Source organism: Pseudoxanthomonas fibrivorans, assembly GCF_041464125.1.
Lineage (GTDB): Bacteria > Pseudomonadota > Gammaproteobacteria > Xanthomonadales > Xanthomonadaceae > Pseudoxanthomonas.
Map to the genome: position 1 here is coordinate 1,250,182 of NZ_JBGNUG010000001.1, position 22,697 is coordinate 1,272,878.

The window sequence follows — 22,697 nt, forward strand, 5'->3', positions numbered from 1 at the left end:
CGCTAATACATTAAAACAGCACGCCTGCCGAGTCAACCCCGTCCCGCTACACTGGCCACCCCGCCGCCCAGGTGGCGGACGGACCTCCGGGGGACGCATGGAATTGCGGACATACGCGAAGCACCGTGGCTGGCGCTGGGGCTGGATCCTGCCGTGCCTGCTCGCCCTGGCCGGCGTCGCCCATGCCGCCCCCCAGGCACCGGTGCCGCTGGACGCGGCCACCCCGCAGCTGGCGCTCGCCCCCCACACCCGCTACCTCCATGACGGCGCCGGCACGATGGACGCGCCGCGCGCCTGGGCGGAGGTCGAGGCCGGCGCCTTTTCGGCCCTGCCCCACACCGGCGCCGCCTTCGGCTTCCAGCAGGGCGCCTACTGGTTCCACATCCCCCTCCAGAACCGCGACCGGACGCAACCGCACTGGCTGCTGGTGCAGGACTATCCGCTGAGCGACCGGCTCGACCTGTACGTGCGCTATGCCGACGGCCGCGTGGTCCATCGCAGCGGCGGCGACCACCTGCCGTTCGACGCGCGCAGCGTGGACTACCGCTATCCCAACTTCATGCTCGACCTGCCGGCCGACGAACGCGTCGACGTGCTGCTGCGGGTGCAGAGCCAGAGCTCGATGCAGGTCCCGCTGACGCTGCACACCCCGCAGGCGTTCATCGAACTGTCGCGCGACGCGCAGTTCGGCATCGGCCTGTACTACGGCATCCTGGTGGCGCTGTTCTTCTACAACCTGGTGCTGTGGCTGTCGCTGCGCGATGCCAGCTACTTCTGGTACCTGTTCCACCTGAGTGCGTTCGGCCTGGTGCTGATGACCCTGAACGGCCTGGGCTTCGAGTACCTGTGGCCGCGCTCGCCGTGGCTGGCGGACCTGTCGGTGCCGCTGTCCATATGCCTGGCCCAGATCGGCATGCAGCAGTTCGCGCGCGTGTTCCTGCGCCTGAGCGCGGTCTGGACCACGGGCAACGTCATCTCGCTCGGCGTGATCGCCTTCTACGTCGTGCTGGGCCTGGCCTCGTTCTGGCTGCCGTACCGGATCGCCACCCCGCTCGCGTCGGCGTCCGTGTTCCTGAGCATCGCCTGGATCCTCACGGTGACGCTGGTCGCCTACCGGCGCGGCGACCGCTCGGCGCTGCTGTTCCTGCTGGCGTGGGGCATGTTCCTGCTCGGTACCGGCATGTTCACCGCGCTGGCGTTCGGCCTGCTGCCCAAGTCGTTCCTCACCGTCTACGGCGTGCAGATCGGCTCGGCGCTCGAGATGCTGCTGCTGTCGATCGCGCTGAGCTACCGCTACGCGGCGCTGCGCAACGAGAACGAACGCATCGTGCGCCGGGCCAAGCTGCAGCTGGAATCGCAGGTCCTGGAGCGGACCAGCGAGTTGCGGACGGCGCTGGAGCAGCTCGAGACCGCCCACGCCCGGCTGCGCGAGGCCAGCCGCCACGACGCGCTGACCGGGCTGTACAACCGGGCCTGGTTCCGCGAGCGCTTCGAATCGCTGCTGGAAGCCGCGCGCACCCAGGGCCAGCCGCTGTCCCTGCTGATGGTCGACCTGGACCATTTCAAGCAGATCAACGACCGCCACGGGCACCTGGTCGGCGACGACTGCCTGCGCCGCTGCGCGCGGGTGATCGAGGGAATCCTGCGCGGCAACGGCGCGCTGGTGGCCCGCTACGGCGGCGAGGAGTTCATCGCCGCCCTGCCCGGGATCGACATCTTCCAGGCACGGGAGCTGGCGGAGGAAGTCTGCACGCGGCTGCGCGAGGAGCCGATCCGCACCCGCGGGCCCGCGGTGACGGTGACGGCGAGCATCGGCGTGCACGCGGTCGACACCGGCGCCGAGCACGAGGACGCCGCGACCGACCTGGCCCTGCAGGTGGTGGACAACGCCCTGTACGCGGCCAAGTCGGGCGGGCGCGACCAGGTCCGCGTCGCGGACCGCTGACCCGGCGACCGGCCCGGCTAGTCCGGGTCGGCCTGGGCGATGACGCAGTGCCAGCCGGTGCGGTAGGTCTCGTAGCCGGGCGAGGCCGCCTGCACCACGCAGTGGCTGCGGCCCTGCAGCTCGACCGACATCGCCCCGCGCGGCTGCGCGAACAGCGCGGCGAGGCCCGGGACATCGAGGCTGTCCCCCGCATCGCCGCGGGTGTCGGCCAGCACCCGGCCCTGCCCGTCGACGATGCAGACCCGGCTGCGCCGCCACTCGGCTTCCGACAGCGGCGTCTGTTCGACCACGGTCTGCGCCAGCGCATCCCAGCGGAACACGATTCCGAGCACGCCGAGCATCCGTCCGTCGACCCGGCCGCCTTCGCGCACCCCGCACGAATAGACCAGCACGCGCTCGCCACCGGCCAGGGCGCTGGCGTGCATCGACTGGAAGCCGAAGCACTCGCCGTTGCGCGTCGTGCGCGCCGCCTCGAACCACTCCTGCCCGGCCACCGACTGGCCGGCCGAGCGGTAGCGCTGCGGCCTGCCATTGGCGAGGACCCGGCCCTTGAGGTCCACCAGCACCAGGTCGAAGTAGACCGTGTACGAATCGAGGATCTGGCCCAGGCGCTGCGAGGCGTGCGCAAGCACGGCGGGCTGGGGATCGCAGGCCGCCGCCACCAGCGCCGCATCGGTCGCCCACCAGCGCACGTCGCAGCTGCGCTCGTAGAGGTTGCGGTCGACCAGGTCGATGTTGGCCAGCGCCAGGTCGGTCAGGCGCGTGCGGCGCACGTCGTCGCGCAGGCGATCCAGCCGGCCCCGCAACTCGCTGCTGGTGCGGCCGGCCATGCGGTCGATTTCCTGCGCGGTGTCGCTGACCCGCCGCGACAGCGTGTCCATCTCCTCGGCGATCACGCCGAAGCTGCGGCCCGCCACGCCGACCCGCACCGCCTCGATGCGGGCGTTCATCGAGATGATGCGGGTGATCCGGTTGATCTCGTCGATCCGCTGCAGCGACTGGCGCAGCTGCATGAGCAGGGATTCGGAGAGCCCGGACACGGACTGGATGTGGTCGTCGATGCCGGCATCGACGGCCGGGGCCGCTGCGCTCGCGTTCATGCGCCTCCTGGGGCTGGGGGGACCGCGGCGTCGCCGTTCCGGCCATGCGTCCGCGTATCGATCCCCGCGGCTATCGGCCGCATTTCCGGCGAGCTTTAACCGGCACCGCGGCGGTGCACGAATGCACCCAAGTGACCGCCCCAGGCACCAGAAAGCGGCACGCGAGCCCTCGCATGCGTCGCCCGGCCAGGCAGGATCACCCCGCTTGGCGTGCCTCCACCAGGCCGCCCGCTGCGACCAGCGCCACCATCGCGGCGACTTCGCCATCCATCGCACGATCGCGGTCGAGGAACGGAACCGTGGCACGGATGCGTGCGTGCGCCTGCGCCACCGCGGTGCCCGGATGGAACGCCGCGGCCTGGGCGAGCTGCGTGCGCAGCGCCTCCACTTCGGCGAGGAAGCCGGCATGCCCGGCGCCGTCCGGCGCCGGCCCGCCCTGCACCTTGCGCGCCAGCGCGGCGGCGTCGGCGCGGCGCGCCAGCGCGCGGGCGGCGTTGATCATGTCGCGGCGCAGGTCCAGCGCCTGCGCGGCGGTGTACAGCTCGAGCGCCAGCACCTTGCCCAGGTCCTCGACCATCGCCAGCACGTGGCGTGCCTCGTTGGCGCCCATCGACACGTGGTCCTCGGCATTGGCGCTGGTCGGCACCGAGAACACCGACGCCGGGTGGGCGCGGCTGGCCAGGTCGTTCACGATCGCCGCGGCGGTGTACTGCACGATCATGTGGCCCGACTCGGTGCCGTCCTCGTTGCCGATCAGGAACGCCGGCAGGCCGTCGCTGGTGGCCGGGTCGACCAGCTTGTTGAGCCGGCGCTCGGAGATCGAGGCCAGGGTCGGGATCGCGGCCTTGAGGTAGCTCAGCGCCAGCGCCAGCGGCATGCCGTGGAAGTGGCCGGCGGAGATCACCTGCTCTTCCACGTGCCCGGCGTCGGTCCTGTCCGGGAACACCAGCGGATTGTCGGTCACCGCGTTGAGTTCGATGTCGAGCACGCGCGCAGCCTGGGCGGCGGCGTCGCGCACCGCGCCGTGCACCTGCGGGATGCAGCGCAGCGAATAGCTGTCCTGCGGCTGGTGCTTCTTGCCGCCGCGGAACGGCAGGAAGCGCAGGTAGAACTTCTCGCGGCCGTGGCGCTGGTCGGCCGGCACCCAGTCCCAGCCGATGTCGAAGCGCAGCGAACGCGCGTCTTCGGTGTCCCAGCTGCCCGGCAGCCAGGGCCGGAACCGCGGCACCAGGTGGTAGGGGATGTCGGCCAGGGTCGAGCCTTCAAGCAGCCGCCGCAGGTTCGCGGCGACCTGCACCTGGCCCGGATGCGGACGCAGCGCGTGCACTTCTTCGGCGAACGCGCCAAGCCGCCCGGCGAACGCGTCGATGGTCATCGCCGCCGCCAGGTCGGCGGTGTCGAGCATCAGCTCCAGGCGGTCCAGCGCCAGCACGCCCATCGCCAGCATCTGCGCGGTGCCGTTGTTCAGCGCCAGGCCTTCCTTGTACGACAGCGATACCGGCTGCAGGCCGGCGCGGCGCAGCGCCTCGGCGCCGGCGACGCGCGCGCCCTCGAAGAACGCCTCGCCGCCCCCGAGCAGGACGATGGCCAGGTGCGACAGCGGCGCCAGGTCGCCGGAGGCGCCGACCGAGCCCAGCTGCGGCACCACCGGAACGATGCCCGCGTTGAGCATCGCGGCGAGCGCCTGCAGGGTCTCCACGCGGATGCCGGAGTGGCCCCTGAGCAGGGTGTTGATGCGGATGCACAGCAACGCCCTCACCACGTCGGCGGCCATCGGCTCGCCCACGCAGACGGCATGGGTGACGATCAGGTTGTGCTGCAGTTCCTCATGCAGCGAGCGCCCCGAGCGGGTGGCGCCCGGCAGGTCGTCGCGCAGCGGATGCGCGCCGAGCAGCTTGTCGGCGTTGCTGCCGAAGCCGGTGGACACGCCGTAGATCGGCTCCTCGCGGCGGACCTGCTCGGCCAGGAAGTCGGCCGCGCGCCGGACCGCGGCCAGCGCCGCCGGGTCGAGCTCGACCTTCGCGCCCCGCGCGACCGCGACCAGGCGGCCGCGGGTGAGGGATTGTCCGTCGAGACGGATCGTCTGCATGTTCGTGTTCCGTGTTGCTTGGGGCGAGGCGGGCTCAGCGCCCCGCAAGGGCGCGCGCCTGTTCCAGTTCGACCCGGAGCGTACCGGCCAGCTCGTCGCGGGGCACCTCGAACTGCTGCTCGCGGACCAGGTCCTTGACGGCGACCACGCCGCGGGCGAGCTCGTCGTCCCCGGCCAGGACGACGAAGCGGATCCCCGCGCGCGACGCGTACTGGAACTGCTTGCCGACCTTGCGCGCTTCCATCTGCACTTCGGTGTTGATGCCGCCCGCGCGCAGGTGGCGGGCGATGTCCAGCGCCTCGGGCAGCTGGCCCTCGTCCATCAGCGCGACCATCGCCTGCACGCTGCTCTCGGCGATGCCGTCGACCAGCCCGGCCTCGCGCAGCTGCCAGAACAGGCGGGTCAGGCCGATCGAGATGCCCACCCCGGGCAGCTTCGACTTCGTGTAATAGCTGGCCAGGTCCTCGTAGCGGCCGCCCGAGCAGATCGAGCCGATCCCCGGGTGGTCGACCAGCTGGGTCTCGTAGACCGTGCCGGTGTAGTAGTCCAGCCCGCGGGCGATGGAGAAGTTCAGGCAGTAGGCGGACTCGGGCACGCCCAGCGCCCTGACCAGGTCCAGCACCTCGCGGAGTTCGGCGGCGCCGGCGCGCAGCACGTCGCTGGCCGCCCCGCCGGCCTCGGCCATCACCGCGTCGATCCGCGCCAGCGCGTCGGCGTGCGACGAGGAGCGCACCTCGACGAAGGCCAGGATCCGCGCGACGGCCTCCGCCGGCAGGCCGAAGTCCGGACCGGTGAGCGTGTCGCGCACGTAGTCGGCGCCGCGCTTGTCGATCTTGTCGACCTCGCGCAGGACCAGGGCCTGCTGCTGCGGGTCGGTGACCCCCTGCGCCTCGAAGAAGCCGCGCATCAGCTTACGGTTGTTGAGCTGCACCCGGAACGCGCCGATCCCCAGTTCGGAGAACACCGCGTGGATCACCGCCAGCACCTCGGCGTCGTAGCGGATGTTCAGCGCGTCCTTGCCGATCACGTCGATGTCGCACTGGTAGAACTCGCGGAAGCGGCCGCGCTGGGCGCGCTCGCCGCGGTACACGCGCTGCATCTGGTAGCGCCGGAACGGGAAGCTCAGTTCGTGCTCGTGCTCGGCCACGTAGCGCGCCAGCGGCACGGTCAGGTCGAAGCGCAAGGCCAGTTCGGGCAGGCCGCCCTCGGCCTTGCCGGTTTCCGCATCTGCCGCGGCGTTGGCCAGCGCGCCGGTGGACTGGACGAAATACACCTGCCGCTCGGTCTCGCCGCCGGACTTGGTCAGCAGCACGTCGGAGAGCTCGAACACCGGGGTCTCCACCGGCAGGAAGCCGAAGCGCTCGTAGTTGCGGCGGATGACGTCGAGCATGCGCTGGAACGCGATCTGCTCGCGCGGCAGCAGCTCCATGACGCCGGGCGGGGTACGGGGCCTGATCAAGCGGAAAACTCCTGCGGACGCGCGGGGCGCCATTCTACCTTGGCCGGTGGGCTCCTCACGCTTCGCGGCCGCGCCACCGGTATCATGTGCGCACCGACACCGCGACGCGACGCATGTCCTGGCCCCCGTTCGACAATCCCTGCCTGACTCCCGCCACCGAAGACGCCGGTCCGATCGGTCCCTGCCTGCATTGCCAGGTCCGCCACCTGGCGGTCTGCTCGGTGCTGTCGCGCGAGGAGATGCACGCACTCGACGCGGCGGCCGGGCTGCAGGTGCTGCAGCCCGGCACCGTGCTCGTGCGCCAGGGCGAGCCCCGCCGCCACGTGTTCACCGTGACCCGCGGCGCGCTGCGGCTGGTGCGCCTGGCCGCCGACGGCCGCCGCCAGGTGGCCGGCTTCGCCCTGCCGGGCGACTTCGTCGGCCTCAGCGGCGCGTCCAGCTATCCCCATGACATCGAGGCGCTGGGCGAGACCGAACTGTGCCGGTTCGGCCTGGACGCCATGCAGCGGCTGGGCGAGCGCTTCCCGCACCTGCAGGGCAAGCTGCTGGAACGGGCCTGCATCGAACTGGATTCCGCCCACGAGCGGATGATGTCGCTGGCGCGGATGAACCCCACCGAGCGCATGGCCGACTTCCTGCTCACCCTCGCCGAACGCCAGGCCCGCGCCGGCGACCCGGGTCCGTCGCTGGTGTTGCCGATGCCGCGCGCCGACATCGCCGACCACCTCGGCCTGACCGTGGAAACCGTCAGCCGCTGCCTGACCGCCCTGCGCACCAAGGGGTTCATCGCGCTGCCGGCCACCTACCGGGTCGACATCCTCGACCGCAACGGCCTGGAAAGCCTCAAGGCGGCCTGAGTCCCCGCGTCGCGGGACCTCACGCGCACCGCCGCCCATGCGACGGGCCACGGCCGCCGGATGCGGCCGGTGGCGTGCCGGGACCGCGCCGACGGCGTTGCATCGTCATTCCCCGGCGCAAAAAAAAAGAGCGGGCCGAAGCCCGCTCCTTCCATCGTCAGGTGACGACGCGGCGTTATTCCGCCACGCCCTCGCCTTCCTCGACCGCCTTGATCGACAGGCGGATGCGGCCCTGCTTGTCGACTTCCAGCACCTTGACCTTGACCACGTCGCCTTCCTTCAGCGCATCGCTGACCTTCTCGACGCGATCGTTGGAGATCTGCGAGACGTGGACCAGGCCGTCCTTGCCCGGCAGGATGGTCACGAACGCGCCGAAGTCCATGATCTTGGCGACCTTGCCCTCGTAGATCCGGCCCGGCTCGACGTCCGAGGTGATCTGCTCGATGCGGGCCTTGGCGGCCTGGCCGGCGGCACCGTTCACCGAGGCGATGGTGATCGTGCCGTCGTCCTGGATGTCGATCTGGGTACCGGTTTCCTTGGTGATGGCCTGGATCACCGAACCGCCCTTGCCGATCACCTCGCGGATCTTGTCGGGGTGGATCTTGATGGTGATCAGGCGCGGCGCGAACTCGCTCAGCTCCTGGCGCGGCGAGGTCATCGCGCGGGCCATCTCGCCGAGGATGTGCAGGCGGCCGGCCTTCGCCTGCGACAGCGCCTGCTTCATGATCTCTTCGGTGATGCCTTCGATCTTGATGTCCATCTGCAGGGCGGAAACGCCCTCGGCGGTGCCGGCGACCTTGAAGTCCATGTCGCCCAGGTGGTCTTCGTCACCCAGGATGTCCGACAGCACGACGAACTCGTCGCCCTCCTTCACCAGGCCCATCGCGATGCCCGCCACCGGCGCCTTGATCGGCACGCCGGCATCCATCAGCGCCAGCGAGCTGCCGCAGACCGAGGCCATCGACGACGAACCGTTCGACTCGGTGATCTCCGAGACCACGCGGATGGTGTACGGGAAGGCTTCCATGGTCGGCATCACGGCGAGCACGCCGCGCTTGGCCAGGCGGCCGTGGCCGATCTCGCGGCGCTTCGGGCCCATCATGCGGCCGGCTTCGCCCACCGAGTACGGGGGGAAGTTGTAGTGGAACAGGAAGTGATCCTTGTACTCGCCCGACACCGCGTCGATGATCTGGCCATCGCGCGCGGTGCCCAGGGTGACGGCGACGATCGCCTGGGTCTCGCCGCGGGTGAACAGCGAGGAACCGTGCACGCGCGGCAGCACGCTGACCTGCGAGCTGATCGGACGCACCTGGTCCAGCGCACGGCCGTCGATGCGCACCTTGGTCTTGAGGACCGAGTTGCGCATGGTCTGGTATTCCTGCTCGCTGAACTCCTTGGACAGCTCGCCGGCGGTCCAGGCATTGGACTCGGCCTGCGGCGCCAGCGCGCCGAGGATGGCCTTCTTCAGGCTGGAGATGGTGTCGCGGCGCTCGAGCTTGTCGCGCACCTGGAAGGCGCCGGCCAGGCTGTCGCCCACGGCGTGGCGCAGCGCGGCGATCAGGCCTTCGTTCTTGGCGGGCGGCTGCCAGTCCCACTTCGGCTTGCCGGCTTCGGCGACCAGCTCGTTGATGACCGCGATGGCCTTCTGCATTTCGCGGTGGCCGAACATCACCGCGCCGAGCATCACTTCCTCGGACAGCTCGGCCGCCTCGGATTCCACCATCAGCACCGCGTTGGAGGTACCGGCGACGACCAGCTCGAGCTTGGAGTTCTTCAGCTCGCTGACGGTCGGGTTCAGCACGTACTCGCCGTTGATGTAGCCGACCTTGGCCGCGCCGATCGGGCCGTTGAACGGCGCGCCGGTCAGGGCGACGGCGGCGGAAGCGCCGATCAGCGCCGGGATGTCGCCGTCGATTTCCGGGTTCAGCGACATCACCGTGGCGATGACCTGCACTTCGTTGCGGAACTCTTCCGGGAACAGCGGACGCAGCGGGCGGTCGATCAGGCGGGAGATCAGCGTCTCCTTCTCCGTGGCACGGCCTTCACGCTTGAAGAAGCCACCCGGGATACGGCCGCCGGCGTAGAACTTCTCCTGGTAGTCGACCGTCAGCGGGAAGAAGTCCTGGCCTTCACGGGCCGACTTCGCCGCCACGGCGGAGACCAGCAGCACGGTGTCATCGAACTTGACGATGACGGCACCGCCGGCCTGGCGGGCGATCTCGCCGGTTTCCAGGGTGACCTGGTGCTTGCCGTACTGGAAGGTTTTGGTGATTTTTGCCACGTCGATTCCTTGGGGATTCTGCTTGCGATTGACCGGGGGCGGCCCTTGCCGCGACCGGGTGGCCGGAGAGCCCGGCCGCTGGCGGATGTTGCGTTCCGGCCGGAGCCGGACTGACTGCGGGATTCTTTGCGGAGCCTCAAATGCAAACCGCGGCGCATCTCTGCGCCGCGGCGGGGTCTTGCATCAGCGACGCAGGCCGAGCTTCTCGATCAGGCCCTTGTAGCGCTCGTTGTCCTTGCGCTTCAGGTAGTCGAGCAGGCTGCGGCGGCGGTTGACCAGCTGCAGCAGGCCACGACGGCTGTGGTGGTCCTTCTTGTGGGTCTTGAAGTGCTCGGTCAGCTGCTCGATGCGGGCGGTCAGCAGGGCGACCTGGACTTCCGGCGAACCGGTGTCGTTGGCGCCGCGCGCGTTGTCGGCGATGACTTTCTGGGTGTCGATGGACATGTGTTTTCTCTTGGATGCGAGGCCTGCAGGAACGCGTTCGCGCACCGCCTGACCCGCCGCTTGCGGAAGGCCGCCCCTCCCCGGTCGGGGTACGGATGGGACGGTTGGGATTTGCCCGGAAAAAGGCGCGCAAATTGTACCCGCGGGCGCCTTGCCGGACAAGGCGCGGGCAACGCGGGCCGGTTCAGGCCGCCCCGGCCGCGGCGCGGAACAGCCGGTGCGGCGACAACAGGCCGTCCGGGTCGACGCTGCCCAGCCCGAGCGGGACGCCGGCGGCCGTGAAGACACCGGCCGGGTCGGCAGGCGGCCACGGGCCGCGCAGGCGCTGGCCCTGGCCGAACCTGAGCGCTTCGGGCGGGTCCAGCTCGACCCGGGCGAAGCCCGCGAGCCCGGCCTCGAGCGGGAGCAGGCAGGCCTCGAGCGCCGGCTCGCCGCCCTCCCCGGCCAGCGCCTCGAGCGCCGCCAGCGTATGCATCCGCGGCTCCCTGAACGGATCGACCCACAGCCGGCGCAGGCCGGCGATATGGGCGCCGCAGCCCAGCGCCTCGCCCAGGTCGCGGGCCAGGCTGCGGATGTAGGTCCCCGAGCCGCAGGTCACGCGCAGGCGCACGCGGTCGCCCGCGGCTTCGAGCAGGTCGATCGCGTGGACCACCACCTCGCGCACCGGCGCCTCGATCGCCTCGCCGCGGCGGGCCCGCGCGTACAGCGGTTCGCCGCCCTGCTTGAGGGCCGAATAGACAGGGGCCCGCTGTTGCAGCACGCCCGTGAACGGCGCCAGCGCCGCCGCCAGCGCGGAGCGTTCCACGGCCGGGACCGGCCGGCGCTGCAGGACCTGGCCGTCGGCGTCGTCGGTATCGGTGGTGACGCCCAGGACGATGTCGGCCTCGTAGGCCTTGTCCGAGCCCAGCAGCAGCCCGGCCAGCTTGGTGGCTTCGCCGAAGCACAGCGGCAGCAGGCCGGTGGCGAGCGGGTCGAGGCTGCCGGTATGGCCGCCCTTCTCGGCGCGGAACAGCCGCCGGGCGACCTGCAGCGCGGCGTTGGAGCTCATGCCCCCCGGCTTGTCGAGCAGCAGGATCCCGTCCAGCGGGCGGAAGCGGTTGCGGGGGCGATTCATCGGGCGCGGAAGCTCACGCGGGCGATGCCGCGAAGAAACGGCTCGGCATGGCGACGGATCCGGCCTGGATTACTCGGCCGGATCGGCGCTGGGCGGGTTCTCGCGCAGCAGGGTCTCGATGCGCTCGCCGCGATCGACCGAATCGTCGTAGTGGAAATGCAGTTCCGGCACGTGGCGCAGCTTGACCCGGCGGGCCAGCTCCATGCGCAGCTCCCTGGCCAGCTCCTTGAGCGCCTTGACCGCCTCGGCCGAGCGGTCGGGCAGCAGCGCGGTGACGAACACCTTGGCGTGGGCCAAGTCGCGGGTGACTTCGACGTCGGAAACGCTGACGGACGGCAGCCCGTGCTCGCGCACGGCCTCGTGGACCAGCGTGCCCAGCTCGCGGCGCAGCTGCGCCGAGACCCGGTCGGTGCGATGGAAGGACTTGGTAGGCATGGTTCGACTCCTGGTCTGGCCGTTGCGGCCGTCGGGGAGCGGCATCCCGCGTACGGGCCTGCCGGGCACCCCCGGAAACAGCGGGACGGCCACGCGGGCCGTCCCTTCGTCCACCGGACCGGCGGGCATGCCCGCCGGCGGTCCGGCTTACAGCGTGCGCTGGACCTCGATGCGCTCGAAGCACTCGATCTGGTCGCCGGCCTTGACGTCGTTGTACTCCTTGACGCCGATGCCGCACTCGGTGCCGTTGCGCACTTCTTCCACGTTTTCCTTGAAGCGGCGCAGCGATTCCAGCTCGCCCTCGAAGATGACCGTGTTGTCGCGCAGCACGCGGATCGGCTTGTTCCGCTTGACCACGCCCTCGACGACCATGCAGCCGGCCACCGCGCCGAACTTGGAGCTGCGGAACACGTCGCGCACCTGGGCGATGCCGATGATCTCCTCGCGGATTTCCACGCCCAGCAGACCCGACGCGACCTGCTTCACCTGGTCGATGACGTCGTAGATGATCGAGAAGTAACGCAGGTCCACGCCGTTGGCTTCGATGACCTTGCGCGCCGACGCATCGGCACGGACGTTGAAGCCGATCATCGTGGCCTTGGCGGTCATCGCGACGCTGGCGTCGGACTCGGTGATGCCGCCCACGCCGGAACTGATCACGTTGATCCGGATCTGGTCGTTGGACAGCGCGGTCAGGGCCTGCTTCAGCGCCTCCACCGAACCCTGCACGTCGGCCTTCACCACCAGGTTGAGCACCTGCTGGCCCTCGCCCTTGCCCATCTGGGCCAGGATGTCCTCCATGCGGTTGCCGGCGGCCTGGACCAGGCGCGATTCGCGTCGCTTGGCATCGCGCTGCTGCGCCACGTCCTTGGCCAGACGCTCGTCCTTGACCACGACGAAGTCGTCGCCGGCGTCGGGCACGCCCGACAGGCCGAGCACCTGCACCGGGATCGACGGACCGGCCGAATCGGGCTGCCCGCCGGTCTCGTCGAACAGCGCGCGGACGCGGCCGTACTGGATGCCGCAGACCAGGTAGTCGCCCTTGCGCAGCTGGCCCTGCTGGACCAGCACGGTGGCGACCGGGCCGCGGCCCTTGTCCAGCGCCGACTCGATGACCACGCCGCTGGCGCGGCCGTCCGGCACGGCCTTCAGCTCGAGCACTTCGGCCTGCAGCGAGATCGCGTCGAGCAGGTCGTCCACGCCGGCGCCGGTCTTGGCCGAGAGCTCGACCATCTGGGTATCGCCGCCGAAGTCCTCGGCCACGACCTGCTCGGAGAGCAGCTCGTTCTTGACCCGCAGCGGGTCGGCGTCGGACTTGTCGATCTTGTTGATCGCCACGATCAGCGGCACGCCGGCCGCCTTCGCATGCTGGATCGCTTCCTTGGTCTGCGGCATGACGCCGTCGTCGGCCGCCACCACCAGCACCACGATGTCGGTCAGCTTGGCGCCGCGGGCGCGCATCGAGGTGAAGGCCGCGTGGCCGGGCGTGTCGAGGAAGCTGATGACGCCCTTCGGCGTCTCCACGTGGTAGGCGCCGATGTGCTGGGTGATGCCGCCCGCTTCGCCGGTGGCGACCTTGGTGCGGCGGATGTAGTCCAGCAGCGAGGTCTTGCCGTGGTCGACGTGGCCCATGATGGTGACCACGGGCGGACGCGGGGCCTGGTCGCCCTGCGCCTGGTCGACGTGCGCCAGCAGTTCGCTCTCGGCATCGTCGTTGCCGGCACGCACCACCTTGTGGCCGAGTTCCTCGACGACCAGCGCGGCGGTGTCGTGGTCGATGGTCTGGGTGATGGTCGCCATCACGCCCATCTTGAACATCGCCTTGACCACGTCGCCGCCCTTGAGCGCCAGCTTCTGCGCCAGGTCGGCCACGGTGATCGCGTCGCCGATCGCCACCTCGCGCACCACCGGGGCGGTCGGGCGCTCGAAGCCGCCGGCGCCGCCGGAGGACGAGCCGCCGCGCATTTCCTGGCGACGCGGCTTGGGCTTGCTGCCCGGACGGGTGCTGGTGCGGCGCGCACGGTCGGCGGCGGACAGGTGCAGCTGGCCGGCGAAACGGCTGGCGGCCGAGTCATCCTCGATGCCGGCGACCATCGCGTGCGAGCCGCGGGTCTTGTGCTTGTGGCCGCGGCCATCGTCGGCGCCGCGGTCGGGCGCGGCCGGACGGTGGACGGGCGCACCCGGACGGGCGGGACGCGCGGCGTCGGCGCCATCGGCCGGCGCACGCGTGGCGGCGGCGCCCTTCTGGCGCGCCTCCTCGGCCTTGCGGGCCTCTTCCTCGGCGCGACGCTGGGCTTCCTCTTCCTGGCGCTTGCGGTCCAGCTCCTCGGCGCGGACCCGGTCGACCTCGGCCAGGTGCTGCTGCTCGGCGAGGTTGCGCTGGCGCGATTCCTCCAGCTTGCGCAGGACCTCGGCGCGCTCGTCGTCCATCGGCACGGCCGGGCCGGCCGGGTCGGCCTGCCCGTCCTGGGCCTTCACGTAGGTGCGCTTCTGCCGGACTTCGACGTTGACCGTGGTCTTGCTGCGGCCACCGCCGACGGTCAGCTCCTGCACCTTGCGGCGGGCCAGGGTGATCTTCTTCGGCGCGACGGCTTCCTCGGCCGGAGTGTCGCCCTTGCCGTGCGCACGCTTGAGGAAGCCGAGCAGCTTGAGCTTCTCGGCGCTGGTCACGACCTGGTCGGGATCGCTGAAGGGCATGCCGGCCTCGGCCAGCTGTTCCAGCAGCTTCTCGACCGGGGTGCTGACCAGCTCGGCGAGCTTGCGAATGGTGGTTTGCTGCGACATTCGGATCCTATGCTCTTGGTGGCGCCCCCTCGCCGGAAGCAAGGGAAGCGCGGATTCTAAGCCCTGGACGATGCAGGGCGGCGTTCATCGCCGGCTCATTCGCCGTGCTCCGGCCGGGCTCCCCCGGCTAGGGCGGCGGCGCTCACGCGCCCCGCTCCTGGCGGGCCATGGCGCTCATGCGCCCCGCTCCAGGCGGGCGATTTCCTCGGCCCGGGCGGCCAGGATCAGCGCCGCGGCGCGGGCTTCGTCCAGGCCCTCGATGCCGAACTCGGCGACCTCGTCGGCGGCCAGGTCGGACAGGTCCTCGCTGGTGCGCACGCCGTGGCCGGCCAGGGCGAAGGCGGTTTCCTCGTCCATCCCCTCCAGCGCCAGCAGGTCTTCGGCCGGCTGGTGCTCGTCCAGCTCTTCCTCCACCGCCAGCGCCTCGTTGAGCAGGGCGTCGCGGGCGCGCGAACGCAGCTCCTCGACGATGTCCTCGTCGAAGCCTTCCACCGCCAGCAGTTCGCCGACCGGGACGTAGGCGATTTCCTCGACCGTGCTGAAGCCCTCGGCCACCAGGATGCCGGCGATCTCCTCGTCCACTTCCAGCTTGTCCTGGAACAGCTGGCGGGCGACCGCCTGCTCGGCCTCGGACTTGGCCGCGACCTGGTCCTGGGTCATGACGTTGAGCTGCCAGCCGGTCAGGCGGCTGGCCAGGCGCACGTTCTGTCCGCCCTTGCCGATCGCCTGGGCCAGCCGGTCCTCGGCCACGGCCAGGTCCATCGAATGCTTGTCCTCGTCGACGATGATCGACTGGACCTCGGCCGGCGCCATCGCGTTGATGACGAAGTTGGCCGGGTTCTCGTTCCACAGCACGATGTCCACGCGCTCGCCGTTGAGCTCGTTGGACACCGCCTGCACGCGCGAACCGCGCATGCCGATGCACGCGCCGATCGGATCGGTGCGGTTGTCGTGGGCGATCACCGCGATCTTGGCGCGGTCGCCCGGGTCGCGGGCGCAGGCCTTGATCTCGACCAGGCCCTGGCCGACTTCCGGCACCTCGAGCTTGAACAGCTCGATCATGAATTCAGGCGCGCCGCGGCTGATGAACAGCTGCGGCCCGCGCGGTTCGCTGCGGACCTCGAACAGGTAGCCGCGCACGCGGTCGCCGGTGCGCAGCACGTCGCGCGGGATGCCCTTGTCCTTCGGGATGAAGGCCTCGGCATTGCCGCCCAGGTCGACGTAGATGTTGCCGCGCTCGGCGCGCTTGACCACGCCGGTGACCAGCTCGCCCACGCGGTCCTTCCACGCGTCGACGACCTGCTGGCGCTCGGCCTCGCGCACGCGCTGCACGATCACCTGCTTGGCGGCCTGCGCGGCGATGCGGCCGAACTCGGGATTCTCGATCTGCTCTTCGATCCAGTCGCCGACCTCGACGCCATCGGCCTCGTCGACCGCGTCCATCAGGCGGATCTGCCGGTCCGGCGATTCCATGACCACGTCGTCGGCGACGACTTCCCAGCGGCGGAAGGTTTCGTAGCTGCCGTCCTTGCGGTCGATCGCCACGCGGGCGACCACGTCCTGGTCGACGTAGCGCTTCTTGGCCGCCGAGGCCAGCGCGGCCTCGAGCGCGTCGAAGATCACGTCGCGCGGCACGCCCTTCTCGTTGGCGACCGCGTCAACTACCAGAAGAAGTTCCTTGCTCATCTCGTTTTACTCCGCGTGCGGCTCGCCGGCCGCCGGCTTGGTGGAGGGTTGCTTGCCAGTGCTCGTGCCGTGGCCCTTGCCCGGCTTGCCTTTCGAAGGCGAATTCTTGGTGGGCGCCAGGCCCAGCGCGGCCCAGTCGGGGACCAGGCGCGCCTTGTCGATGTTGTCGGCGGCCACGGTGAATTCGGCGCCATCCAGGCCGAACACGATGGCGTCCTGCCCGACCCGCAGGATCGTGCCCTGCAGGCGGCGGCGGCCGTCCTGCGGCAGCTTCAGGCCGACCTTGGCCTGCTGCCCGAGGAACCGGCCGAAGTGGGCCGGCGTGAACAGCGGACGGTCCAGCCCCGGCGACGACACCTCCAGGGTGTAGTTGCCGGAGATCGGGTCGGCCACGTCCAGCTGCGCGGAGACCTCGCGGCTGACCGACTCGCAATCCTCGATGGTCACCGTGCGCTCCGGCTCGCCACCATCGGTGGCCGGTACGTCGATGTACAGGCGCAGGGTCGCGCCGCCGGGTGCCGGCAGGTACTCGATGCCCAGCAGCTCCAGGCCCAGCGACTCGACGGTCGGGCCCAGCAGCTCGGTGATTTCGCTGTGCTTCTCGCTCATTGCGGCAGTTTCTCGAACTCGGAAACGGAACGGCGACGACTTTCCGGACCCCGGAAACGACAAAGGGCCCATCCGGGCCCCGTGTCCGACAGGAGGCCCTCCCGGGCTTCCCATCCGATGATGCTGGAATCGGCGCAACGGCGGGAACATGCGCCGTTGCAAGCCCAGGCTTGAGAATCCGTGGCCCCGGAAAACCGCCGGGAAACGGACCCTCCAAACATGGTAGCGGGGGCAGGATTTGAACCTGCGACCTTCGGGTTATGAGCCCGACGAGCTGCCAGACTGCTCCACCCCGCAGCAGAGGCGGAATTATGGCGATCGGCCGGAACTATTGCAACCCCGGCGTAGCGGAAAACGCTGAACCGATGCCCCGGACGCGCCGCGGGGGTGGAACGGCGCGTCGGCGCGCCTCCCGCTCCGGCCCAACCGTCGCATCGATGCCCCGCCATCCACGCCGCCAGCGGCTCCCCCGGCGGCGATGCCGGGACGCGATCGCGCAGAACGCAGAAGCCCCGGCGAACCGGGGCTCCTTGGCACGACCGCCGTGGACCGGCCGGTCACATGAAAGCGCGCTGGCACCAGACCATGATCGGGTTCCAGGCCAGGCCCAGCGCCAGCAGGCCGAGCGAATTGACGCCCAGGACCACGCCGAGCACGCGGTCGTTGTGCGTCGGCAGGGGCGCGCCGACCGGCTCGTCGAAATACATCACCTTGATCACGCGCAGGTAGTAGAACGCGCCGATCACCGCGCAGACCACGCCGAGCAGAGCCAGCCACAGCATCCCGCCCTGCACCGCCGCGCCGAGCACGGCCAGCTTGGTCCAGAAGCCGAGGAACGGCGGCACGCCGGCCAGCGAGGCCATGATGCAGAGCACCAGTCCGGCCATCCACGGATTACGGGCGTTCAGGCCCTTGAAATCGTCGATGTTCTCGGCCTCGAAGCCCTGGCGCGACAGCGCGATGATCGCGCCGAACGCGGCGGTCGACATCAACGCGTAGGCGATCGCATAGAACAGCGCGGCCGCGTAGCCGCGCTCGTCGCCGCCGGCCAGGCCCATCAGCAGGAAGCCGATGTGCGAGACGGTCGAGTACGCCAGCATGCGCTTGAGGTTGGACTGGGCCACGGCCATCAGGTTGCCGATGACCAGCGAGGCGGCGGCGAGGCCGGCGAGCAGCCACTTCCACTCCTCCGCCAGCGGGCCCATGCCGGTTTCCAGCAGGCGCCAGGCCATGCCGAACGCGGCCAGCTTGGGCGCGGAGCTGACGAACAGCGCGATCGGCGCGGTGGCGCCCTGGTACACGTCCGGCAGCCACATGTGGAACGGCGCGGCGCCGAGCTTGAAGGCCACGCCGGCGACCATGAACACGGTGCCGGTCAGCAGCAGGGTCCGCTCGTCCGAGTTGGCGACGGCGGCGTTGATCGCATCCAGGTGCAGCGTTCCGGTCGCGCCGTACACCAGCGACATGCCGTACAGCAGCAGGCCCGAGGCCAGCGAACCGAGGACGATGTACTTCATCGCCGCCTCGGTGGCCTTGCCGTTGTCCCGGTCGGCGGCGACCAGCGCATACGAGCACAGCGCCAGCAGTTCCAGGCCGAGGTAGACCATCACCAGGCTGCCGGCCGACACCAGCATCATCATGCCCGCGGTGGCGAACAGCACCAGGACCGGCATCTCGCCCTGGTACAGCCTGCGCTCGCGCAGGTAGCTCCAGCCGTAAAGCAGGGTCAGCGCGCTCATCAGCACGATCGCCAGCTTCATCACGTCGGCGGCGGTGTCGCGAACGAACATGCCGTTGAACACCACGCCCTGCCCGCCGTGGCCGGTGGCCAGCATCGCCAGCACCACGACCAGCACCAGCACGGACAGGAAGTGGGTCCAGACCTTGTGCCGGGCGTCGATGAACAGGTCGAGGATCAGCAGGGCGAAGGCACCGCCGATCAGCACCAGTTCCGGCAGCAGCGGCAGCAGCTCGGCGGCGGACGGCATCGCGGGGGACGTGGTCATCTTCGGGGAATCCTTACAGCTTGCTGGTGGCGATCTGCATCGCCAGTTGCGCGATCGACGGTTCCATCAGGTCGGTCAGCGGCTTGGGCCACACGCCGAGCAGCAGGGTGCCGGCGGCGAACACGCCCAGCACCAGCACTTCGCGCGCGTTGACGTCCTTCATCTCGGCGACGTGGGCGTTGCCGACCTCGCCGAAGAACACCCGCTTGTAGAGCCACAGGGTGTAGGCCGCGGTGATCACCAGGGTGGTGGCCGCCAGGAAGGCGACCACCGGATGCTTCTGGAAGCTGGCCAGGATCACCATGAACTCGCCGACGAAGCCGCTCGTGCCCGGCAGGCCGGCATTGGCCATGAAGAACAGCATGGCGAAGGCGGCGAACCACGGCATCACGTTGGCCACGCCGCCGTAGTCGGCGATGCGCCGGGTGTGCATGCGGTCGTAGAGCACGCCGATGCAGGTGAACATCGCGCCGGACACGAACCCGTGCGAGACCATCTGCACCATCGCGCCCTGCAGGCCCAGCCGCGCGGCGTCGAGCGAACCGAAGTCGCGGACCAGGGTGAAGGCGATGAACGTGCCCAGGGTGACGAAGCCCATGTGCGCCACCGAGGAATAGGCGACCAGCTTCTTCATGTCGTCCTGGACCAGCGCGACCAGGCCGACGTAGATCACGGCGATCAGCGACAGGGTGATCACCAGCCAGGCCCACTCGTGGCCCGCGTCCGGCGTGATCGGCAGGTTGAAGCGCAGGAAGCCGTAGCCGCCGATCTTCAGCGCGATCGCGGCCAGGATCACCGAGCCGGCGGTCGGCGCCTCCACGTGCGCGTCAGGCAGCCAGGTGTGGACCGGGAACATCGGCACCTTCACCGCGAAGGCGATCATGAAGGCGAAGAAGATCCAGGTCTGCTCCCTGGCCGTGAGCGGCAGCGCGTACAGGTCGGCCAGCTGGAAGCTGCCGCCCTTCAGGTACAGGTAGACCAGCGCCACCAGCATCAGCACCGAGCCGAGGAAGGTGTAGAGGAAGAACTTCATCGCCGCGTAGATGCGCCGCGGACCGCCCCAGACGCCGATGATCAGGAACATCGGGATCAGCATGGCCTCGAAGAAGACGTAGAACAGGATCGCGTCGGTGGCGGCGAAGATGCCCACCGTCACGCCCTGCAGCATCAGGAACGAGGCCACGTACTGGTGGACGCGCTTGTTGACCACGCCCCAGGCGCCGACCAGGGCGAGTACCCCGACCAGCGTGGTCAGCAGGATCAGCGCCACCGCGATGCCGTCCACGCCCAGGTTGTAGTGGATGCCGTACGAGGGGATCCAGGCGTGCTGTTCGACGAACTGCATCCCCGGGTTGGCGTAGTCGAAGCCGGTCAGCAACCGCAGGCTGGCCAGGAAGGTGACCACGGCCACGGCCAGCGACGCCCAGCGCGCCGCCGACGCCCGGGCATTGCCGAGGGCGAGGATCAGCGCGCCGCCGATCACCGGCAGCCAGATCAGGACACTAAGCAGGTGCGTGTTCGCCACGTCTCGTTCTTCCGTACGGTCAGCGCCAGAACCGCATGAGCACGGCCAGCAGTGCAATCAGGCCGATGATCATCGCGAAGGCGTAGTGGTAGAGGTAACCGGATTGCGTGCGCCGCAGCAGGGTCGCCGCCAGGCCGACCACGCGCGCGCTGCCGTTGACGATGACGCCGTCGATCAGCGTGCTGTCGATCCAGCGCGAGACCCGGCCGAGCTTCACGCCGCCGCCTGCGAAGCCCTTGATCCAGAGGTGGTCGGCGAAGTACTTCTCCTCCAGCAGCCGCACCAGCGGGTGGAAGATGCGGCGCGCGCGGCCCGCCAGGTCGGGCTTCCACAGGTAGAACAGCGCCGCCAGCAGGAAGCCGGCCACGGTCAGCCAGAACGCCGGCATCCGCATGCCGTGGGTCGCATAGGCGACCGGGCCGTGCCAGAACTCCTCGCCGACCGCGGCGATGGTGTCGCGCGAGGGATCGATGAAGTCGATCGCGCCGGTGAAGTAGGTCACGAGTTGGCCGGGAATCGCGGCCGCGTGGTGCGCGCCCTTCCAGTCGGTGCCGAACAGCATCGGGCCGGCGGTGAAGAAACCGATGAGCACCGACGGGATGGCCAGCAGGATCAGCGGCACCGTCACCACCCAGGGCGACTCGTGCGGCTCGTGCGTGCCATGGTGGCCATGGTCGTCGTGGGCATGATCGCCGTGGGCGTGGTCACCCTGGACGTGGTCGGCGGCGTGGTCGCCGTGGCCGTGTCCATGGCCGTCGTGCGCGTCGCGGAAGCGCTCCGGTCCGTGGAAGGTCATGAACAGCAGGCGGAAGCTGTAGAAGCTGGTCACGATCACGCCGCCCAGCACCGCCCAGTAGGCGTACGTGGCGATCCAGTGGTGGGTCTGGTGCGCGTGGTGCGCCGCCGCCTCGATGATGGTGTCCTTCGAGTAGAAGCCGGAGAAGAACGGCGTCCCGACCAGGGCCAGGGTGCCGATCACGCTGGTCCAGTAGGTGACGGGCATGTACTTGCGCAGGCCGCCCATCCGGCGCATGTCCTGCTCGTGGTGCATGCCGATGATGACCGAGCCGGCGGCCAGGAACAGCAGCGCCTTGAAGAAGGCGTGCGTCATCAGGTGGTAAACCGCCCCGGAGTACGCCGACACGCCGAGCGCCACGGTCATGTAGCCCAGCTGCGAAAGCGTCGAGTACGCGACCACGCGCTTGATGTCGTTCTGCACGATGCCGATCAGGCCCATGAAGAAGGCGGTGGTCGCGCCGATGAACAGGATGAAGTGCAGCGCGGTGTCCGACAGCTCGAACAGCGGCGACATGCGCGCGACCATGAAGATGCCCGCGGTGACCATCGTCGCCGCGTGGATCAGCGCGGAGATCGGCGTGGGGCCTTCCATCGAGTCGGGCAGCCACACGTGCAGGGGAACCTGCGCCGACTTGCCCATCGCGCCGATGAACAGGCAGATGCAGATGATGGTCGCCACGCTCCACTGGTGGCCCTCGAAGATCTGCACGTGGCCGTACTGCAGGGCCGGGGCGCGGGCGAACACGGTGGCGTAGTCGAGGGTACCGAACCACAGCAGCACGCCGGCGATGCCGAGCAGGAAGCCGAAGTCGCCGACGCGGTTGACGAGGAACGCCTTCATGTTGGCGAAGACCGCGCTCGGCCGCTTGAACCAGAAGCCGATCAGCAGGTACGACACCAGGCCCACCGCCTCCCAGCCGAAGAACAGCTGCAGGAAGTTGTTGCTCATCACCAGCATGAGCATGCTGAAGGTGAACAGCGAGATGTAGCTGAAGAACCGCTGGTAGCCCGGGTCCTCGGCCATGTAGCCGATGGTGTAGATGTGGACCAGCAGCGACACGAAGGTCACCACCACCATCATCATCGCGGTCAGCCGGTCGACCATGAAGCCGACGTGGGCGGCGTAGTTGCCGACCTCGAAGAAGGTGTACACGTTCTGGTTGAACGGCGAGGCACCGCCGGCAACCAGCTGGTACAGCACCCAGCACGACAGCGCGCAGCTGGCGGCCACGCCGAGGATGGTCGCGAACTGGGCGCCCTTGCGGCCGACCTGGCGGCCGAACAGGCCCGCGATGATGCTGCCCAGCAACGGGGCCAGCACGATCAGCAGCAGATGGGTTTTGGAGATCATCATGGTGTGCCGTCTAATCCAGTACGTGCCTGTCGATGCGGGCGCGGACCGGACCGGTCCTCCGCCTGCGCATGCCGCAACTTCCTCACTCGTGCCGGCGGAGCCTTGCCGGCGTCGCGGCCACGGCCCCGGGGGCCGCAGCGCGCGCAATCATCGGTTTCCCCGCCGTCCATGGCGGTACCGCGCGGACCCCGGGGGGCCCTGCCCGGCCATC

At 69.7% G+C, this 22,697-nt stretch carries 15 protein-coding genes and 1 tRNA gene; 2 read left to right on the forward strand and 14 right to left on the reverse strand.

The window, feature by feature from the left end; all coding sequences use genetic code 11:
* Positions 1-97: 97 nt before the first annotated feature.
* Positions 98-1,945, forward strand: a complete 1,848-nt coding sequence (locus tag ACA089_RS05910; protein WP_372014439.1) for a sensor domain-containing diguanylate cyclase — start codon at positions 98-100, stop codon at positions 1,943-1,945.
* A gap of 17 nt (positions 1,946-1,962) precedes the next feature.
* Here the strand turns inward: ACA089_RS05910 and ACA089_RS05915 are convergent, their stop codons facing one another.
* The 3 genes from ACA089_RS05915 to hisS all read right to left on the reverse strand — a co-directional run bounded on the left by ACA089_RS05915 (position 1,963) and on the right by hisS (position 6,593).
* Positions 1,963-3,045: a methyl-accepting chemotaxis protein gene (locus tag ACA089_RS05915; protein WP_372014441.1), complete on the reverse strand. Its 1,083-nt coding sequence runs from the start codon at positions 3,043-3,045 to the stop codon at positions 1,963-1,965.
* A 196-nt stretch (positions 3,046-3,241) separates the two neighbouring features.
* The gene (locus tag ACA089_RS05920; RefSeq protein WP_372014445.1) at positions 3,242-5,134 is read right to left on the reverse strand and encodes an HAL/PAL/TAL family ammonia-lyase; all 1,893 of its coding nucleotides are present in this window, start codon (positions 5,132-5,134) and stop codon (positions 3,242-3,244) included.
* A gap of 34 nt (positions 5,135-5,168) precedes the next feature.
* Positions 5,169-6,593, reverse strand: coding sequence for a histidine--tRNA ligase (gene hisS, locus ACA089_RS05925; RefSeq protein ID WP_372014448.1), 1,425 nt, complete (start codon positions 6,591-6,593; stop codon positions 5,169-5,171).
* Positions 6,594-6,706: 113 nt separating this feature from the next.
* Here hisS and ACA089_RS05930 point away from each other — a divergent pair, with 113 nt between their 5' ends.
* Positions 6,707-7,450 carry a Crp/Fnr family transcriptional regulator gene (locus tag ACA089_RS05930; RefSeq protein ID WP_372014449.1) on the forward strand — a complete coding sequence of 248 codons (744 nt, stop codon included), beginning with the start codon at positions 6,707-6,709 and terminating at the stop codon, positions 7,448-7,450.
* Positions 7,451-7,625: 175 nt separating this feature from the next.
* On the opposite strand, the gene pnp is transcribed toward ACA089_RS05930, so the two are convergent.
* From pnp to nuoL, 11 genes are all read right to left on the reverse strand, one after another.
* Complete coding sequence (gene pnp / locus ACA089_RS05935; protein ID WP_372014452.1) at positions 7,626-9,731, reverse strand: polyribonucleotide nucleotidyltransferase; 2,106 nt, start codon at positions 9,729-9,731, stop codon at positions 7,626-7,628.
* 183 nt (positions 9,732-9,914) lie between these two features.
* On the reverse strand, positions 9,915-10,175 hold the full coding sequence (rpsO, locus tag ACA089_RS05940; protein WP_162405599.1) for a 30S ribosomal protein S15: 261 nt from the start codon (positions 10,173-10,175) through the stop codon (positions 9,915-9,917).
* 184 nt (positions 10,176-10,359) lie between these two features.
* Complete coding sequence (truB, locus tag ACA089_RS05945) at positions 10,360-11,289, reverse strand: tRNA pseudouridine(55) synthase TruB (protein WP_372014455.1); 930 nt, start codon at positions 11,287-11,289, stop codon at positions 10,360-10,362.
* Between the two features lie 69 nt (positions 11,290-11,358).
* A complete protein-coding gene (gene rbfA, locus ACA089_RS05950; RefSeq protein ID WP_372014458.1) occupies positions 11,359-11,724 on the reverse strand; it encodes a 30S ribosome-binding factor RbfA in 366 nt (121 codons plus the stop codon).
* A 147-nt stretch (positions 11,725-11,871) separates the two neighbouring features.
* Positions 11,872-14,508 (reverse strand): translation initiation factor IF-2, encoded by a 2,637-nt coding sequence (gene infB, locus ACA089_RS05955; RefSeq protein ID WP_372014460.1) that lies wholly within the window; start codon positions 14,506-14,508, stop codon positions 11,872-11,874.
* Between the two features lie 174 nt (positions 14,509-14,682).
* The gene (nusA, locus tag ACA089_RS05960; RefSeq protein WP_372014463.1) at positions 14,683-16,194 is read right to left on the reverse strand and encodes a transcription termination factor NusA; all 1,512 of its coding nucleotides are present in this window, start codon (positions 16,192-16,194) and stop codon (positions 14,683-14,685) included.
* Between the two features lie 6 nt (positions 16,195-16,200).
* Complete coding sequence (locus tag ACA089_RS05965) at positions 16,201-16,803, reverse strand: ribosome maturation factor RimP (RefSeq protein ID WP_372014465.1); 603 nt, start codon at positions 16,801-16,803, stop codon at positions 16,201-16,203.
* A gap of 220 nt (positions 16,804-17,023) precedes the next feature.
* Positions 17,024-17,100: transfer RNA gene (locus ACA089_RS05970), tRNA-Met, on the reverse strand.
* 260 nt (positions 17,101-17,360) lie between these two features.
* A complete protein-coding gene (gene nuoN, locus ACA089_RS05975; RefSeq protein ID WP_372014468.1) occupies positions 17,361-18,809 on the reverse strand; it encodes an NADH-quinone oxidoreductase subunit NuoN in 1,449 nt (482 codons plus the stop codon).
* A gap of 13 nt (positions 18,810-18,822) precedes the next feature.
* The gene (locus tag ACA089_RS05980) at positions 18,823-20,334 is read right to left on the reverse strand and encodes an NADH-quinone oxidoreductase subunit M (RefSeq protein WP_372014470.1); all 1,512 of its coding nucleotides are present in this window, start codon (positions 20,332-20,334) and stop codon (positions 18,823-18,825) included.
* Between the two features lie 19 nt (positions 20,335-20,353).
* A complete protein-coding gene (nuoL, locus tag ACA089_RS05985; protein ID WP_372014473.1) occupies positions 20,354-22,486 on the reverse strand; it encodes an NADH-quinone oxidoreductase subunit L in 2,133 nt (710 codons plus the stop codon).
* Positions 22,487-22,697: the final 211 nt, after the last annotated feature.